This window comes from Nocardioides sp. PD653-B2, assembly GCF_002117935.1.
In the GTDB taxonomy this organism is placed as follows: domain Bacteria; phylum Actinomycetota; class Actinomycetes; order Propionibacteriales; family Nocardioidaceae; genus Nocardioides.
In genome coordinates this window covers 1-16,586 of the sequence record NZ_BDJE01000029.1, presented here as the reverse complement: position 1 = coordinate 16,586, position 16,586 = coordinate 1, and the positions used below count along the sequence as shown (strand labels likewise).

Genomic DNA, 16,586 nt, shown 5'->3' with positions numbered 1-16,586 from the left:
GACTCCTACGCGGTCCCGGCCTTGTAGCCGACGCCACGGACCGTCACCACGATCTCGGGGTTCTCGGGATCGTGCTCGACCTTGGAGCGCAGCCGCTGCACGTGCACGTTGACCAGGCGGGTGTCGGCGGCGTGGCGGTAGCCCCAGACCTGCTCGAGGAGGACCTCGCGGGTGAAGACCTGCCACGGCTTGCGGGCCAGGCAGACGAGCAGGTCGAACTCCAGCGGGGTGAGGCTGATCGGCTGGCCGGCGCGGGTCACCGAGTGGCCGGCCACGTCGATGGCGAGGGACTCCTGCGCCGGGGTGTCGAAGCGCCGGATACGCGCGCGGATCCGGGCCACCAGCTCCTTGGGCTTGAACGGCTTGACGACGTAGTCGTCCGCGCCGGACTCCAGGCCCACGACGACGTCGACGGTGTCGCCCTTGGCGGTGAGCATCACGATCGGCACGCCGGACTCGGCGCGGATCTCCTTGCACACGTCGATGCCGTCCTTGCCGGGCAGCATCAGGTCGAGCAGCACGATGTCGGGGTGGTAGTCGCGGAACTCGTCCATCGCGATGTCACCGCGCGCGACCATCCGGCTGTCGAAGCCCTCCTGCCGCAGGACGATGGTGAGCATCTCCGCCAGGGAGGCGTCGTCGTCGACCACGAGGATCCGGCCCTTGCCGGTCTGCTCGGTCAGGGGGCCGGACGGTGCGCCGGCGGGCTCGCTCATGCGCTCCATCATGACAGTTGGTTGGTGGTCGAGTAGCCGTCGTGGGCAACGAGCGACGGCGTATCGAGACCACAGGTCTCGATACGCCGGTCGCGGCTACTCGACCCAGGGCGTGCTTCCTGAGCCTCGCCAGCTCGGCTCAGGCGCTCTAGTACCGGTACTGCTCGGACTTGTACGGGCCCGCGACGTCGACGCCGAGGTAGGACGCCTGCGCGTCGGTGAGGGTCGTGAGCCGCACGCCGAGGGCGTCGAGGTGGAGTCGGGCGACCTCCTCGTCGAGGTGCTTGGGCAGCACGTAGACGCCGACCGGGTACTCCTCGGGCTTCGTGAAGATCTCGATCTGCGCGAGCACCTGGTTGGTGAAGGAGTTCGACATCACGAACGACGGGTGGCCGGTCGCGTTGCCGAGGTTCATCAGGCGCCCCTCGGAGAGGACGATGATGGCGCTCTCGCCTCGCTCCTGGCGAGCGGGGAAGGTCCACACGTCGACCTGCGGCTTGACGTTCTTGCGGACGATGCCGTCGAACGTCTCGAGACCGGCCATGTCGATCTCGTTGTCGAAGTGGCCGATGTTGCCGAGGATCGCGTTGTGCTTCATCTTCGACATCTGCTCGACCGTGACGACGTCCTTGTTGCCGGTCGCGGTGATGATGATGTCGGCGACGTCGAGGACGTCGTCGAGGGTGGCGACCTGGTAGCCGTCCATCGCCGCCTGCAGCGCACAGATCGGGTCGATCTCGGTGACGATGACGCGGGCGCCCTGGCCGCGCAGCGACTCGGCGCAGCCCTTGCCGACGTCGCCGTAGCCGCAGACGACCGCGACCTTGCCGCCGATGAGGACGTCGGTGGCGCGGTTGATGCCGTCGATCAGCGAGTGGCGGCAGCCGTACTTGTTGTCGAACTTCGACTTGGTGACCGAGTCGTTGACGTTGATGGCCGGGAAGAGCAGCGAGCCTTCCTTCATCATGTCGTAGAGGCGGAGCACGCCGGTCGTGGTCTCCTCGGTGACGCCCTTGATCTCGCCGGCGATCTTCGTGTAGCGGTCCTTGCTCTCGGCGAGCGAGGCGTTGAGGACGTCGAAGACGATCTTCTGCTCGTGGCTCTTGGCGGTCGCGGGGTCGGGCGCCTGGCCGGACTTCTCCGCGTCGACACCGAGGTGGACGAGCATCGTGGCGTCGCCACCGTCGTCGAGGATCATGTTCGCGAACGTGTCACCGGGCCAGTTGAGGATCTGCTGGGTGCACCACCAGTACTCCTCCAGCGTCTCGCCCTTCCAGGCGAAGACCGGGACGCCCTGCGGGTCCTCGGGAGTGCCGTTCGGGCCGACGGCGATGGCCGCGGCGGCGTGGTCCTGGGTGGAGAAGATGTTGCAGGACGCCCAGCGCACCTCGGCGCCGAGAGCCACGAGGGTCTCGATCAGCACCGCAGTCTGGATCGTCATGTGGAGCGAGCCCGCGATCCGGGCACCGGCGAGCGGCCGGTCCGCGCCGTACCGCTCACGCATCGCCATCAGGCCGGGCATCTCGTGCTCGGCGAGCTGGATCTCGGTGCGGCCGAAGTCGGCCAGGCTGAGGTCGGCGACCTTGAAGTCCATGTCTGCTCCTGGGGTCTGGCGAGGGATGCTTCCGGGAATCCGAGATTAGATCGCGGGGCGCCCGGAGGAAGAATCCTCGACGCACACTGGGCCGACGCTCACGGAGCGAGGGCGGCGGCCAGCGCCGCCTGGGCGTGGATGAGCGTCGTCGGGAAGACCGGGACGGGGCTGTTGTCGGCCCCGACCAGCAGCTCGATCTCGGTGCACCCGAGGATGACGCCCTGCGCCCCGCGGTCGACCAGCGCCGCGATGACCTGCTCGTACGCCGTGCGCGACACGTCGCTCACGACGCCCAGCACCAGCTCGTCGTAGATGATCCGGTGCACCAGCTCCCGCTGGTCGGGCTCGGGGACGATCACCTCGACGCCGTACGACGCGATCCGGTCGACGTAGAAGTCCTGCTCCATCGTGAACCGGGTCCCGAGCAGGGCGACCCGTGCCAGGCCCGCCTCGACGACCGCACGGCCCGTCGCGTCGCCGAGATGGAGGAACGGGATCGACACGGCGGCGGTGATGTCGTCGGCCACCTTGTGCATGGTGTTGGTGCACAGCACCAGCAGTTCGGCGCCCGCGGCCTCCAGCCGTCGCGCCTCGTCGGCGAGCACCTCGCCGGCCCGGGCCCAGTCCCCCGTGTGCTGGAGCTCGGCGATCTCGGCGAAGTCCACCGAGCTCATCAGCACCCGCGCGGAGTGCAACCCGCCCAGCCGCTCCTTGGTGAGCTCGTTGAGCAGCTCGTAGAACAGCGCCGAGCTCTCCCAGCTCATCCCGCCCAGCAGTCCGATGCGTCGCACGCGTCATGCCTACCACCACCGGTGGACGAGGAAGGCCGCCCCGGGGCAGCGAACCCGGGACCGGCCCCAACTGCGTCAGTGCCCGGCGGGTGCGGGCGGCTCCGGGCGGTCGGCCGGGACGTGGTCGGCGCGGAAGATGTCGGGCTCCAGGTAGATCTGCTGGGCGGTCGGCTCCGCGGCCCGGATCGCGACCTCCGCCGCGTCGATCGCGGCCGCGACGGCGTCCGCGTCGCTGCCGCCCGGCACGCCGATCTTCGCCGCGACGAGCAGCTCCTCCGGGCCGAGGTGGAGGGTCTTCATGTGGATGATCCGCTCCACGCCCTCGGTGCCGCTGATCGCGTCGGCGATCCGCTGCTGGGCCTCGAGGCTCGCGGACTCACCGAGCAGCAGGCTCTTGGTCTCGATGGCGAGCGTGATCGCGACGACGACGAGCAGGACACCGATCATCGCCGTGCCGGCGACGTCGAAGTACTGGTTCTCGGTCACCAGGGTCAAGGTGACCGCGATGAACGCGAACGCGAGACCGAGGAGCGCGGCGAAGTCCTCGAGCAGGATGACCGGCAGCTCGGGCTGCTTGGCCCGCCGGATGAACTGCGGGTACGACGCCGAGCCCTTGACCTTGCTGGTCTCCTGGATCGCGGTGCGGAAGGACAGCGACTCGAGCACGATCGCGATGCCGAGCACGACGAGGGGGACGAACCGGACCCAGCCGCCTTCGAGGTGCGCGTGACCGGAGTGGATCTCGTGCCACTTGTGGTAGGCCTCGTAGAGCGCGAAGAGCCCGCCGACGCTGAAGAGCACGATCGCGACGATGAAGCTGTAGATGTAACGCTCCCGGCCGAAGCCGAACGGGTGCTCGGGGGTGGCCTCCTTCTTGGCCTGCCGACCGCCGAGCAGCAGGAGCACCTGGTTGCCGGAGTCGGCGACCGAGTGGATCGCCTCCGCCAGCATCGAGCTGATGCCCGTGAGCGCGAAGGCGATGAACTTCGTGATCGCGATGCCGGTGTTCGCCAGCAACGCGGCGACCACCGCCTTGTTCCCACCATCAGTCGACATGGCGCAGAGGCTATCTGGCGGTGACGTCCTCCTGGGCCGGCGCATGCAGTCCGGCGTCGACCCCGGCCTCGACCTCGGCCTGCACGTCGGGCTGGACCTGATCCTTGGCAGCGGTCAGGTGCACGGCGTCCTTCAGGTGCCGCTCGCCGTAGCCGAGCGGGTCGACGAAGTTCGTGAGACGGGTGGCCACCGGCCGCCACGCCAGGAACAGCGCGACCAGCACCGCGGCGACGGTGGTCACGCCGAAGGAGAGCACGGCGTGGTCATCGGCCCAGCCGCCGTAGCCGGCGTACGACGCGCTCTTCACGACGAAGCCGTGGAAGAGGTAGACGACCAGCGTCCACGCGCCCATCCGCGTGAACCAGCCGTGCAGCCGCGGGACCAGGGCGAGGAAGGACCACGCACCCAGCGTGCCGAGCGCCAGCACGAGCGCCCGGGTGAGCAGCGCCACCAGGTCGTCGGCGTAGCCCATCTCGTCGTAGCGGGAGCGGTAGTAGAGCCACTCGGTGCTCGCCCACACGTCGGTCCAGGTCGTGATGATCCACAGCGCGACGAAGACGCAGACCGCCGTGACCTGCGCGGGCTTCCTGCGCAGCAGCTCGAGCCGCTCGGGGGTGGCCTTGAGGCCCATCACGAAGAACGGCAGCAGACCCAGCACCCGGGCGATGTCGAGGGTGTCGCCGGCGTACATGCCGGCGACCAGGCTGACGGCGACCGCGACCGCGAGGCCGCCCCACATCGGCCGAAAGACCGGGGTCAGCAGCCGCCAGAAGAACAGCGCCGCGAGGTACCACATCGGCCAGTGCGGGTCCTCGAAGAGGTTGGCGAGCTCCTCGCCGCCGACGTAGACGCGGAACAGCCCGAGCGCGCACTCGAAGACGACGTACGGGACCACGACCGTGCGGACCAGCTGCCACATGCGCACCCGCGTGTAGGCGAACGAGCGCGAGAGGTAGCCGGTGACGAACACGAACGCCGGCACGTGCCAGGCGTAGAGGAAGTCGTAGAGGTGCTCGATCACCGGGGTGTCGGGCAGCAGCGTCCACGAGTGGCCGACGACCACTAGGGTGACCAGCGCCATCTTGGCGTTGTCGAACCAGGGGTCGCGGGCAGCCTTCGTGGGCGTCGAGGTCTGGGACGGCACGTCTCCGGTCTACCCGGTCGGCGGTGAGTTCAGTCCTCCACCAGACCGAGTCGGAGGTACTCCGCCGCGTAGGTGCCGCTGAGCAGCAGCGAGGCGTAGCGGGCGACCTCCGTCGGCGCCTCCGCGGTCACCGTCTCGACCCGGACCCCGCGGCCGGCAGCGGCCGCCTGGAGGCGGCCCCGGTGCTCGCGCACGACCGGGTCCTCGGCGCCGTCGTCGAGCACGAGCAGCATCGGGCGCAGCTCCCCCGCGCCCTCCGCGAAGGGGTCGTCGAAGACGTCGCGGGTGCGGGTGGCCTCGATCACGGGCAGGAGGTGCTCGGCGTCGCCGGCCAACGCCGTGCGACCGCTGGCCCGACGGATCGACTCGGCCACCCGGCGCGCGGCCCGCGCGGCGAGCACCGAGCCGCCCCAGACCACCGGGTTGGTGTCGGCGAGGGCGATCGCCAGCATCTTCGCGGGGTTGACCGCGAGATCGCGGTGCGGCGAGCAGGCGATCGCGACCGCGTCGAGCGCCTCGGCCACCTGCTCCGCGTCGGCCCGCGGGCCCAGGGTGACCTGCTCGAGGTACTCGAGCACGACGACCGCGGTGGCCAGCTGGTCGCGGGTGGTGGTCGGCAGGATCGCGCTCCAGCGACCCGCGGCGTGGTCGGCCACCAGCGAGGACGGCGGGCAGGCCACGACGACCTGGCAGCCCCGGCGGACCGCCTCGGCGACGGCCGAGGCCGTGCCCGTGTCGGCGCCGTCGGGCGCGAGCACCACGACGAGGTCGAGGCTGCCCGCCCAGCCGGGAAGGGCGGGCCCGGGCCAGGCCACGAACGGCACCGGGCACCACGGCTCGAGCACCGCGCGGAGCAGCCGTGAGTCGGGTCCTGCGGCGATCACCGCACGGGGCCGGGCCAGTCCCTCGGCACGCGCCACGGCGTCCGCGATCGCCTCGGCCGCGTCGCCCGCCGCCAGGCGGACCCGCGCCCCGGACTCGGCGAGCGCACGGAACCGGTCGTCGGCGGCCTCCAGGACCGCGGCGTCGTCGAGCCGGGACTCGTCGAACCAGGTGGCCATCAGGCGGGCTTGCGTGCCTCGTCGACGAGCAGCACCGGGATGTCGTCGCGGACGGGGTAGGCCAGGCCGCACCCCGTGCACACGAGCTCCTCGGCGACCACCTCGAGCGTGGACTTGCAGGACGGGCAGACGATGATCGCCATCAGGGCGGGGTCGATGTTCACGGGGCTTCTCTCCTGATCTGGGCGAGGACGCGGTCGCGCACCTCCACCATCGTGGCCCGGTCGCGCCCCTCCGCGTTGAGGCGGAGCAGCGGCTCGGTGTTGGACGGCCGGACGTTGAACGTCCAGTCGGCGTGGCTCACGGTCAGCCCGTCGAGGTCGTCGGTGGTCACGCCGTCGGCGCCGGCGTACGACGCCTCGATCTCGGCCGTCACCGCGGCCTGGTCGGCGACCTCCGAGTTGATCTCGCCGCTGACGACGTACCGCTCGTACTGCGCCAGCAGCTCCGAGAGCGTCCGGTCGGTCTCGGCGAGGGCGGCCATCGCGTGCAGCGCGGCGAGCATGCCGGAGTCGGCGCGCCAGAAGTCGCGGAAGTAGAAGTGGCCGCTGTGCTCGCCGCCGAAGATCGCGTTGGTCTCGGCCATCGTGGCCTTGATGTAGGAGTGGCCGACGCGGGTGCGGACCGGGGTGCCGCCGAGCTCGGTGACGATCTCCGGCACGGCGCGGCTGGTGATCAAGTTGTGGATCACGGTGGCGCCCGGCTCCTTGGCCAGCTCGCGGGCGGCGATGAGGGCGGTCAGGGTCGAGGGCGACACCGCCTCGCCACGCTCGTCGACGAGGAAGCAGCGGTCGGCGTCGCCGTCGAACGCCAGGCCGAGGTCGGCCTTCTCCTCGACCACGCGGCGCTGGAGGTCGACCAGGTTGGCGGGCTCGATCGGGTTCGCCTCGTGGTGGGGGAAGGTCCCGTCGAGCTCGAAGTACATCGGGACCAGCTCGACGGCGTCGCCGAGCCGGCCGAAGACGGCGGGGGCGGTGTGGCCGGCCATGCCGTTGCCGGCGTCGGCCACGACCTTGAGCCGTCGTCCGGTGACCGGCGCGAGCGTGAGCAGGTGGGCGGCGTACGCGTCGAGGACGTCGTGCTCGGAGATCGCGCCGGAGGGGCCGGTCACCCGCCGCGGCTCGAGCACCAGGTCGCGGATGTCGGCGAGCCCGGTCTCCATGCCGACGGGCTGGGCGAACCGGCGGCACATCTTGATGCCGTTGTACTGCGCCGGGTTGTGGCTGGCGGTGAACATCGCGCCGGGGTGGCCGAGGTGGCCGGAGGCGAAGTAGAGCTGGTCGGTCGACGCGAGCCCGATCATCACGACGTCGGCGCCCGCCTCGCTGGCCCCGGCCGCGAAGGCACCGGCCATGCCGGGCGAGCTGGGCCGCATGTCGTGGCCCACCACGATCGTCGAGGCGCCGACCACCTGGGCGAAAGCCCGGCCGGTGGCCCGGGCGAGGGTCTCGTCGACCTGGTCGGGCACGGTGCCGCGGACGTCGTACGCCTTGAAGATCGCGCGCACGTTCGCAGGATCGAGGGTGTCGGCCATGCCTCGAAGAGTAGTGGGGACGCGCCGGCGGACCCACCGACGGTGGTCGAGCAAGCGACGGAGCGTGTCGAGACCGGGCGGCTCAGTCGCTGCTGAGGACCCGCAGGTGGCCGCGCCGCGTGGTCTCGCGGCCGGTCTCGTCGACCGGGGCGACGCGCGCGACGGGTGCCGGACGGCCGGCCTCGCGGACCGCGTCGGCGAGGGCGAGCAGGTCGTCGGTCGACGGTCCCTGCGCGCCCGGGTCCGGAGCCAGGCGCAGGACCTCCCAGCCGCGGGGCGCCGAGAGCCGTTCGCTGTGGGTGTCACAGAGGTCGTAGGCGTGCGGCTCGGCGTACGTCGCGAGGGGCCCGAGCACCGCCGTCTGGTCCGCGTAGACGTAGGTCAACGTGCAGATCGCCGCCCGACTGCAGGCGGTGCGCGAACAGCGGCGGGCAGGACTCACGCGGCAGACGGTACCCGCCGGGCAGGCCGTGTCCGATTAGGCTCGCGGCGTGGACGACACCAGGCCCGAGGGCGGGCCCGCGAAGCGTCGGGTGCGGGACCGGCGCGGCCGGGGCATGCGCGGTCCGGCGGTCGTCCCGGCGACGCCCGGAGTGCCCGAGCTGCGCACCGCCCGGGAGCGGTTCGACGACCTCGCGCTCGGGATCGTGACCGAGATCGAGGAGCGCTGGCAGGACCGGCTCGGCCTGGTCGAGTACGCCGTCGAGGACGCGCCGCAGATCCCCGACGACTGGACGGCCGGCACCGTCCCGCTGTCGTCGCTGGTCCGTGGCACCGGCGCGAACCCGACCCGGATCGTGCTGTTCCGCCGTCCCATCGAGCACCGCTGCGAGAGCCGCACCGACCTCGAGGCGATGGTGCTGACCATCGTGGTCGAGCAGGTCGCCGAGCTGCTCGGCATCGACGCCGACCTGGTCGACCCGCGCTACGACAGCGGCGACTAGGAGCGGCTAGGGAAGACCGGGCCGTACGGCGGGGATCAGGCCGCTGAGCACCGGCCGGCGCAGCGGCAGCACCGCGGCACCGGACCGGCCGCTGACCATCGCGCTGCCCGTGACGACGGTCCGCGCCGGCGTGATGGTCACGAGCACCGCGCCGTCGGGCAGCGGCACCACGACGCCGCGGTTCGGCGAGATCTCGACCTTGGTGCTGTCCAGCTCGGCACCCGACGCGCTCCGCGACGTGACCGTCACGTCCCCGGCGTTGGTCGCCCCGGCGAGGAGCACGGACTTCTCGTCTCCCTTCGCGCCCTCGGGCAGCAGCACGGTGGCCGAGGTCTCGACGACGTCGGCGGGCACCGCGTGCGACAGGTCGTGCCCGACGTAGGACCGGAGGGTGGCGGTGATCGGCCCGGAGGAGGCCAGCCGGACCCCGATCGCGCCGTCCTCGACGGCCGGCCCCAGCTCGCTCGACAGCGAGACCCGCTGCACGCTCTGGGGCGCGATCCGGATTTCGGGCACGCCCTCGGGCGCGAAGACCGACTCCTCGGTGACGACCTGCAGCCGGGCGCGCACCTCGTCGTCGCTGCTGTTCGCGAGCACCAGCGTGCGCCGGCCCTGGCCGGGGGCCAGGCCCATCAGGGTGGTCGAGGTCGCGGGGCCGGCCTGCGCGGGGAGCCAGTCCTGGGTCAGCTCGGCGGCGCCGACCTCGTCGTAGCGGTCGAGCACCGTCGAGCCGAGCCGCCCGCGGGAGGCCACGACCTGGATGGCCAGCTCGTCGCGCCGCGGCACGATCGACGCCAGGTCGAGCCGCACGCTGGTGCCACCGGACACCGAGACGCCGCGCAGCTGGGGGACGTCGATGACACCGGCGCGCCCGTAGACGGTGATGTCGGCGACGGCGGTGCCGGAGTCCGGGTTGACCAGCTCGAGCACCGAGGTGTGTCCGGCGCCGGCCCCGACACCCGTGAACCACGAGACCGGTGCCGGCGCGACGCAGCCCATGGCCGCCGTCTCGCGGTCGCCGAACCGGGCTGCGGCCAGCCCGGGAGCCGTCTCGTCCTCGCCGACCACGGCGGCCGGACCGTCGCCCCGGCCGACGGTGGTGACCTGCCCCGAGGTCACCCGGGCCCTGGTCGTCTTGTCGCCGAGGCCGACCCGGACGTCGCCGTCGACCCCGTCGGCACTGCTGGTCAACGCCACGTCGGGCGCCCCCTCCATCGGGGCAGGACACACGACGGTGGCCGTCGTCAGGTCGGTGCGGGTCGGCGGGCCGGTGGTCTCGCCGGTCGCGCCGGGGCGCACGGAGACCAGCGCGAGCGCCGTCAGCACCGGGAGCACGACGGCCAGCAGGGTGGTCGGGTTGAAGCGGGTGCGCCGGGTGGCGGAGCGGCGCCCGGGAGCGGCGTGGCTCATGACTCTCGCCTCCGGTTCGTGGTGGGCAGGCAGAGCACGGCGACCACCACGACCCCGATGCCCTGCAGCACCAGGAGCACCACGCGCAGCCACGAGGTCGCACCGTCGAGGCTCGACCCGTCGAGCGGGCGGTCGACCTGCCAGGCCCGGGTGGTGCGGTCGGCGGCGCTCGCCTGGACGAGCCCGGCCGCTGCGTCGAGCACCGACGCGACCTCGCCGTCGGCGGGCGAGGGCAGCACGACGTACTCGATGCCGCTCGCACCCAGCGCGTCGACCACGTCGGGGGTCGGGCGCGACACGAGCGCACGCACCTCGGCCGTGAAGGACTCGTCCTGCGCGGTCAGGGCGAGGATCTCGTCCTCACCGAGGGTGACGCCGTCACCGCGGCGCACGGAGTAGGTCAGGCCCTCGTCCACGCTGCCGCGGACGACCAGGATCCCGTGGGCGGGTCCTTCCTCGGAGGTCTGCACCATGTAGACGGGGATGTCGGTGTCGATGCCGTCGGCGATCGCGTCGTCGGGGCCGGCGACCCACCAACCCAGGCCGGCGAGGGGGACCACGGCCGCCGCGGCCACGAGGGCCGCGGCCACGACGCGTCGCCAGGAGTGCAGATCGCGGGCCATGCCGACCGCACCCAGCGTCGCCGCGACGACGAGCGCACCCTGGAGCACGACCACGAGCGCACCCAGCCCCGCGTCGACCGTGGCCGCCGCGAGCGCGACCGACACGGTGCCGAGACCGGCGGCGAGCACCGCCGCCACGAGGGCGACGATCCAGCACACCAGGACGGGGATCCGGGTCGTCCGTGGGAGCAGGGCGAGCAGCGCCAGGACGGCCACGACGGCGCCGAGCCACCACGGTGCGCCCAGCTCGGCGAGCCGGCCGGTGGCGAGGTCGAGCGCGTCGATGTCCGGCATCGGCAACCGGCCCACGTCGAGCACGAGGCCCTCGGCCGCCCCGCGCTGGATCGCCGGCATCCACCACGGCGACAGGAGGAGCGGCCCGAGCGCCAGGGCGAGCGCGGGCGGACCCCAGACCGAGCGGTCGCGGACCGCGCCGCGCACGACGGCCGCGGCCGCACCGACGACGACCAGCCCGAGCAGCGCGGCGAGGATCCACAGGACGGGGGCGAACGCCGCGGCCAGGGTGAGCAGCAGACCCGCACGCCAGGCGGCCCGCCACCGGCGGTCCGGGTCGGGGTCGGCGAAGCCGAGGGAGGCGTGCGCCAGCCAGGGCAGCGCCGCGGCCACCGCGACCACGCCGAACCTGCCGTCGCCCCACGCGCCGCTCACGACCGGCACGAGCGCCCAGGTGGTCGCGCCCCACAGCAGCGCCCAGCGCGGCGCACCGGCCGGGGTCGCGAGCCGGCCGACCACCCGCAGGAACCGCCAGGCGCCCCAGAGGCCGAGCGGGACGGCCAGCACGAAGAGTGCCGACACCGCGGCCGACGCGCTCCCGCCGAGCAGGGTGGCCAGCAGCGCGAGCGGGGCGACGTACGCCGGAGCCGGCACGGCGGTCCCGGTGCCGAGCGGGTGCCACGTCTCGACGTGGAGGCGCCACCAGGTGGCGGCATCGGCAGGCGCCGGGGACAGCCCGCCGCCGGAGATCGAGTCGAAGGCACCACGGGCCGCGACGAACGCGAGCACCACGACGAGGGCCAGGGCCAGCGCGACCGGGTTGGTCAGGAAGCGGGCGACGAAGCCGGTGTCCTCCGAGAGCAGCTCGTCCTCGTCGGTGCGCGGTCGGCTCGCCGCGCTCGCCGGAGCGTGCTCGGCGGCCGCGGCCCGGCGGCGCTCGGCGACGTCCTGGGCCTGGTTGGTGGCCGCGGCCACCAGGTCACCGAGGAAGTCGAGCCCGTGCCGGTAGGGCACCCACCACGGCGAGAGCAGCCGGCGTACGTGCTCCTGGTCGGCGCGCTCGAGCGCGCGGCGCTCGCGGCGGGCGGCGCGGATCTGGCCGGGGCGCGAGTAGAGGGAGAGCAGCGCCGCCAGGTCGTCGAGCGCCTCGCCGACCGACCGGACGACGAGGAAGCCGAGCATCCGCAGCAAGGTGCCGAACACCAGCCGGACCACCAACCAGGGCAGCGACCGGCGGCGGGCGTTGGCGAGCAGGGTGTAGAGCGCGGCGCGGCGCTCCTGGTAGTGGGTGTGCCGACCGGTCAGCGGCGTACGCCGGGCGCCGCGGTGGGCGGCCTCGGCGTGGAAGACGACCGCGGCCGGGACGATCAGCGTGCGGTGGCCGGCCGTGGCGGCCCGCCAGCCGAAGTCGAGGTCGTTGCCGAAGATCGGCAGCTGGGCGTCGAAGCCGCCGAGCTCCTCGAGCACGGACCGGCGCACGAGCATGCCGGCGGTGTTGACCGCGAGCACCTCGCGGACCTCGTCGTGCTGGCCCTGGTCGTACTCCCCGCGCTCGAGGCCGGTCTCGCGCCGACCGGTGCCGGAGATGGTGACGCCGAGCTCGAGCAGCCGCTTCAGCGACGGCCACTCGCGCAGCTTGGGCCCGAGGACGTCGGCGGTCGGGTCCGACTCGGCGGCCGCGAGCAGGGCCTCGAGCGCGCCCGGGTCGGGGTTGGCGTCGTCGTGGAGGATCCAGACCCACGCGCTGGTGGAGCCGTGGTCGCGAAGGCGACCGAGGGCGATGTCGACGGCGGCGGGGAAGGACGTCGAGGCCGGCACCCGGGCGACGTCGCCGAACGCCTCCTCGAGGAGGTTCGCGCTCTCGTCCTTGCTGCCGGTGTCGACGGCGACGACCGCGTCCACTGGGACCCGCTGCGCGCGCAGGCCGTCGATGACGGCGGGGAGCCAGCGACCACCGTCGTGACTGACGAGCAGTGCCGACACCGAAGAAACCACGATCCCGAACAGTAACCGGGCGCGGGTGAGAAGCCGACTTGACGCGGAACCGTCCTCGGCGAGGGCGTCCCGACACGAGCGGGACGCCTTCGCCGGTGGCGGTCAGTCGTGCGTCAGACGGCGCGCTTCTTCAGCTTGCGGCGCTCCCGCTCGGAGAGACCACCCCAGATGCCGAACCGTTCGTCGTTCATGAGTGCGGACTCGAGACAGTCGTCTCGGACCTCGCACGTGAGGCAGACCTTCTTGGCCTCCCTCGTCGACCCTCCCTTTTCGGGGAAGAACGCCTCGGGGTCGGTCTGTGCGCACAGCGCACGGTCCTGCCATCCCGCTTCCTCGGCGTCCCCGTCGAGGAGAAAGAGTTCTCTCACGGCACTCGCCCTTTCGACCCGGTTGTTGCTCCCACATCCGCGTTTGTCGTCGCGACCCGGACCCCCGGGGAATCGGGACCGACCTCGTCGCGTGGAAAACGTGAACGACACTGTGGGAATTACATGCCTGTCGTACCCCGAAAGTCAACCCCGCATCTGCTATGGCGGTCTCCCTCGGACCGCCTCCCCCTCCCGAGCGGCACGCAGGCGTGCGGCAAGGTATCCGCATGCAGAACATCACGGTGCTCTCGGGAGGGATGGGCGGCGCCCGGTTCCTCCAGGGCCTCCTGCACGCCATCGCGACCGGTCGGCTGCCCGGTGCCGGGCCCGACGCCGCGGTCACGGTGGTCGCCAACACGGCCGACGACATCTGGGTCCACGGGCTCAAGGTGTGCCCCGACCTCGACACCGTGATGTACACGCTCGGCGACGGCATCGACCTCGAGCGCGGCTGGGGACGCCGCGACGAGACGTGGAGCGTCAAGACCGAGCTCGCGGCGTACGGCGTGGAGCCGACGTGGTTCGGCCTCGGCGACCGGGACATCGCCACGCACCTCGTGCGGACCCAGATGCTCGACGCCGGGTTCCCGCTCTCGCAGGTCACCGAGGCGCTCTGCAACCGCTGGCAGCCGGGCGTCCGCCTCCTGCCGATGACCGACGACCGGGTCGAGACCCACGTCGCGATCGCCGACCCCGAGTCGCCCAGCGGGCGCCGGGTCGTGCACTTCCAGGAGTACTGGGTGCGGTTGCGCGCGGCCGTCCCCGCCGAGACCGTGGTGGTGGTCGGTCTCGACGAGGCCACCCCGGGTCCGGGGGTGATCGATGCGATCACCGACGCCGACCTGGTGATCCTGCCGCCGTCCAACCCCGTCGTCTCGGTGGGCACCATCCTCGGAGTGCCCCGGGTGCGTGAGGCGCTGGTCGCGACCCGTGCCCCGGTCGTGGGCCTCTCCCCCATCGTGGGCGGCACGCACGTGCGCGGCATGGCCGAGCAGATGCTCACCTCGATCGGCGTCGAGGTCAGCGCCGCCGGGGTCGGCCTCCACTACGGCGCGCGCTCGGACGGCGGGGTCCTCGACGGCTGGCTGGTCGACGAACGCGACGCCGACCAGGTCGACCGGGTCCGCGCGGGCGGGATCGCCTGCCGCGCCGTGCCGCTGATGATGACCGACCACGACGCCACCGCCGCCATGGCCGCCGCCGCCGCCGAGCTGGCCCGCGGATGACCCGGATCGAGGTCGTGGCACCCGACGGGGCGCCCGACATCCAGGCGGACGACGACCTGGTCGAGCTGATCCTCCCCCTCGTCGAGCTCGCCGACGGCGACATCGTCGTCGTCACCAGCAAGGTCGTCAGCAAGGCCGAGGGACGGGTCCGCCCCGGCACCCGCGACGACGCGCTGGCCGGCGAGACGCTCCGGGTCGTCGCCCGTCGCGGCGCGACGCAGATCGTGCGCACCCGTCACGGGCTCACCCTGGCCGCGGCCGGGATCGACAACTCGAACGTCGAGCAGGGGTCGGTCGTGCTGCTGCCCGAGGACCCCGACGCCTCCGCCCGGGCGATCCGCGCCGGGCTGCACCGACGCTCCGGGCGCAACGTCGCGGTCGTCGTCACCGACACCGCTGGCCGGGCCTGGCGCGAGGGACAGACCGACATCGCGATCGGAGCCGCCGGTCTCGTGGTCGCCGAGGACTTCGCGGGCCGCACCGACGGGCACGGCAACGAGCTCGCCGTGACCGCCCCGGCCGTCGCCGACGAGATCGCGGGCGTCGCCGAGCTGGCCCAGGGCAAGCTCGGCGGCCGGCCCTTCGCCGTGCTCCGCGGCCGCGCCGACCTGGTGCTGCCGCCCGGCGACGACGGGCCCGGTGCCGGCGCACTGGTGCGACCGGAGGGCGGTGACCTGTTCGGCTACGGCGCCCGCGAGGCCGTCGTACGCGCTCTCAAGGGCGACCCGGCCGACCGCGCGCCCTTCGGGGCGCCCGCAGCGCCGGAGGAGCTGTCGGCCGCGATCACCGAGGTGCTCGTCCTGCGCGCATCCCGGTCCGGGAGGAACGGCGAGGACCTGGTCGTGACCGTCCCGCCGGGGATGGCCCGTCCGCTCACGGCGCTCGCCTTCGCCCACGGCTGGGCCGTCCACGCGACGGATTCGCCCAACGATCTCCGGTTGCGGCCTGCTCACCTGTGACCCACCCGTAGACTTTGCCGCTGACCAGCCTTGAGCACCGCACGATCGAGGAATGCCGACTGTGGCCAAGCCCGCAAAGTCCGACCGCCAGGCGGTCATCGACCAGATCCGCAAGAAGCAGAAGAGCGCCGACCAGAAGCGCGGCTTCGCCATCGTCGGGGTCTGCCTGCTGATCGCCGTCCTCATCGTCGGCGCCGCGGCGTACAAGCCGATCAAGGACTGGTGGGACGGACGAGCCCTCGACAACCTCGCGCTCAGCGACATCGGCGCCCCCGCCTCGGTCTGCCAGAAGATCACGACCAAGAAGGCCGAAGGCAACCAGAACCACGTGCCGTACCCGACCACCGTCGACTACCAGCAGGCCCCGCCGGCCTTCGGCGCGCACTGGAACGAGGCCGGGGTCGCCCCCGCCCCGTTCGCGCGCAAGTTCTACAGCGACGACGACCGGCCCGCGCTCGAGGCGCTCGTCCACAACCTCGAGCACGGCTACACGATCCTCTGGTACGACGACACCGTCAGCGACTCGGACGTGAAGGAGATCCGCGGCATCGCGGAGAAGTTCTCCGGCGGTGGCGACGACCTCCGCGACAAGTTCATCGCCGTGCCGTGGACGTCGGACGACGAGGGCGGCGCGAAGTTCCCCGACGGCCAGCACATCGCCTTCACGCACTGGTCGATCGGCGGGCAGGGCGAGACCGACACGTCCAAGCAGGTCGGGGTCTTCCAGTACTGCTCCGAGGTCAGCGGCGCCGCGCTCAGCTCCTTCATGGAGAAGTACCCCTACTTCGACTCCCCCGAGCCCAGCGCCCTGTGAGCGAACGTCGCCCGGGCTCCCTCGGGTGACGCTCTCTGCCCCGGGGGGCGTCCGGGGCCGTCCGAATCGCGCAATTGCGCTGTTCTGACACCCCCGGGCCGCCCCCCGTCCCAAACC

At 72.5% G+C, this 16,586-nt stretch carries 16 protein-coding genes; 4 read left to right on the top strand and 12 right to left on the bottom strand.

The annotated features are described in order from the left end of the window. Nucleotides 1–5: 5 nt before the first annotated feature. From mtrA to PD653B2_RS13265, 9 genes are all read right to left on the bottom strand, one after another. Nucleotides 6–716: an MtrAB system response regulator MtrA gene (mtrA, locus tag PD653B2_RS13305; protein ID WP_085872899.1), complete on the bottom strand. Its 711-nt coding sequence runs from the start codon at nucleotides 714–716 to the stop codon at nucleotides 6–8. 148 nt (nucleotides 717–864) lie between these two features. After that, nucleotides 865–2,310, bottom strand: a complete 1,446-nt coding sequence (gene ahcY, locus PD653B2_RS13300) for an adenosylhomocysteinase (RefSeq protein WP_085872870.1) — start codon at nucleotides 2,308–2,310, stop codon at nucleotides 865–867. 98 nt (nucleotides 2,311–2,408) lie between these two features. Then, entirely contained in the window at nucleotides 2,409–3,101 is a 693-nt protein-coding gene (locus tag PD653B2_RS13295) for an aspartate/glutamate racemase family protein (protein ID WP_085872869.1), read from the bottom strand. Nucleotides 3,102–3,176: 75 nt separating this feature from the next. Beyond that, nucleotides 3,177–4,157, bottom strand: a complete 981-nt coding sequence (locus PD653B2_RS13290) for a cation diffusion facilitator family transporter (protein WP_085872868.1) — start codon at nucleotides 4,155–4,157, stop codon at nucleotides 3,177–3,179. Between the two features lie 10 nt (nucleotides 4,158–4,167). Further along, nucleotides 4,168–5,301 (bottom strand): acyltransferase family protein, encoded by a 1,134-nt coding sequence (locus PD653B2_RS13285; RefSeq protein ID WP_085872867.1) that lies wholly within the window; start codon nucleotides 5,299–5,301, stop codon nucleotides 4,168–4,170. A 29-nt stretch (nucleotides 5,302–5,330) separates the two neighbouring features. After that, nucleotides 5,331–6,362, bottom strand: a complete 1,032-nt coding sequence (locus PD653B2_RS13280) for an SIS domain-containing protein (protein ID WP_085872866.1) — start codon at nucleotides 6,360–6,362, stop codon at nucleotides 5,331–5,333. Beyond that, on the bottom strand, nucleotides 6,362–6,520 hold the full coding sequence (locus PD653B2_RS13275; protein ID WP_207559426.1) for a Trm112 family protein: 159 nt from the start codon (nucleotides 6,518–6,520) through the stop codon (nucleotides 6,362–6,364). The genes PD653B2_RS13280 and PD653B2_RS13275 overlap by 1 nt, the downstream gene beginning before the upstream one ends. A 2-nt stretch (nucleotides 6,521–6,522) precedes the next feature. Beyond that, a complete protein-coding gene (locus tag PD653B2_RS13270) occupies nucleotides 6,523–7,896 on the bottom strand; it encodes a phosphomannomutase/phosphoglucomutase (RefSeq protein WP_085872864.1) in 1,374 nt (457 codons plus the stop codon). A gap of 82 nt (nucleotides 7,897–7,978) precedes the next feature. After that, nucleotides 7,979–8,338 carry a DUF3499 domain-containing protein gene (locus PD653B2_RS13265; protein WP_085872863.1) on the bottom strand — a complete coding sequence of 120 codons (360 nt, stop codon included), beginning with the start codon at nucleotides 8,336–8,338 and terminating at the stop codon, nucleotides 7,979–7,981. A gap of 49 nt (nucleotides 8,339–8,387) precedes the next feature. Between PD653B2_RS13265 and PD653B2_RS13260 the strand changes: the two genes are divergently transcribed. Beyond that, nucleotides 8,388–8,840 carry a metallopeptidase family protein gene (locus tag PD653B2_RS13260; RefSeq protein ID WP_085872862.1) on the top strand — a complete coding sequence of 151 codons (453 nt, stop codon included), beginning with the start codon at nucleotides 8,388–8,390 and terminating at the stop codon, nucleotides 8,838–8,840. 6 nt (nucleotides 8,841–8,846) lie between these two features. Here PD653B2_RS13260 and PD653B2_RS13255 read toward each other — a convergent pair whose 3' ends face one another. The 3 genes from PD653B2_RS13255 to PD653B2_RS13245 form a co-directional block, all read right to left on the bottom strand. Beyond that, on the bottom strand, nucleotides 8,847–10,250 hold the full coding sequence (locus PD653B2_RS13255; RefSeq protein WP_085872861.1) for a DUF5719 family protein: 1,404 nt from the start codon (nucleotides 10,248–10,250) through the stop codon (nucleotides 8,847–8,849). Further along, complete coding sequence (locus PD653B2_RS13250) at nucleotides 10,247–13,090, bottom strand: glycosyltransferase family 2 protein (RefSeq protein ID WP_133059021.1); 2,844 nt, start codon at nucleotides 13,088–13,090, stop codon at nucleotides 10,247–10,249. Before PD653B2_RS13250 ends, PD653B2_RS13255 begins: the two co-directional genes overlap by 4 nt. A gap of 125 nt (nucleotides 13,091–13,215) precedes the next feature. Then, nucleotides 13,216–13,470, bottom strand: coding sequence for a WhiB family transcriptional regulator (locus tag PD653B2_RS13245; protein ID WP_056154191.1), 255 nt, complete (start codon nucleotides 13,468–13,470; stop codon nucleotides 13,216–13,218). Nucleotides 13,471–13,697: 227 nt separating this feature from the next. On the opposite strand from PD653B2_RS13245, the gene cofD reads away from it, so the two are divergent. From cofD to PD653B2_RS13230, 3 genes are all read left to right on the top strand, one after another. Continuing rightward, nucleotides 13,698–14,696, top strand: a complete 999-nt coding sequence (gene cofD / locus PD653B2_RS13240) for a 2-phospho-L-lactate transferase (protein ID WP_085872859.1) — start codon at nucleotides 13,698–13,700, stop codon at nucleotides 14,694–14,696. Beyond that, complete coding sequence (locus tag PD653B2_RS13235) at nucleotides 14,693–15,655, top strand: coenzyme F420-0:L-glutamate ligase (RefSeq protein ID WP_085872858.1); 963 nt, start codon at nucleotides 14,693–14,695, stop codon at nucleotides 15,653–15,655. Before cofD ends, PD653B2_RS13235 begins: the two co-directional genes overlap by 4 nt. A 61-nt stretch (nucleotides 15,656–15,716) precedes the next feature. Beyond that, entirely contained in the window at nucleotides 15,717–16,469 is a 753-nt protein-coding gene (locus PD653B2_RS13230) for a DUF3105 domain-containing protein (RefSeq protein ID WP_085872857.1), read from the top strand. Nucleotides 16,470–16,586 lie beyond the last annotated feature (117 nt).

Coding starts and splice junctions, on each gene's coding strand:
- mtrA (WP_085872899.1), bottom strand. CDS start 716: ATGAGCGAGCCCGCCGGCGCACCGTCCGGCCCCCTGACCGAGCAGACC.
- ahcY (WP_085872870.1), bottom strand. CDS start 2,310: ATGGACTTCAAGGTCGCCGACCTCAGCCTGGCCGACTTCGGCCGCACC.
- PD653B2_RS13290 (WP_085872868.1), bottom strand. CDS start 4,157: ATGTCGACTGATGGTGGGAACAAGGCGGTGGTCGCCGCGTTGCTGGCG.
- PD653B2_RS13280 (WP_085872866.1), bottom strand. CDS start 6,362: ATGGCCACCTGGTTCGACGAGTCCCGGCTCGACGACGCCGCGGTCCTG.
- PD653B2_RS13270 (WP_085872864.1), bottom strand. CDS start 7,896: ATGGCCGACACCCTCGATCCTGCGAACGTGCGCGCGATCTTCAAGGCG.
- PD653B2_RS13255 (WP_085872861.1), bottom strand. CDS start 10,250: ATGAGCCACGCCGCTCCCGGGCGCCGCTCCGCCACCCGGCGCACCCGC.
- cofD (WP_085872859.1), top strand. CDS start 13,698: ATGCAGAACATCACGGTGCTCTCGGGAGGGATGGGCGGCGCCCGGTTC.
- PD653B2_RS13235 (WP_085872858.1), top strand. CDS start 14,693: ATGACCCGGATCGAGGTCGTGGCACCCGACGGGGCGCCCGACATCCAG.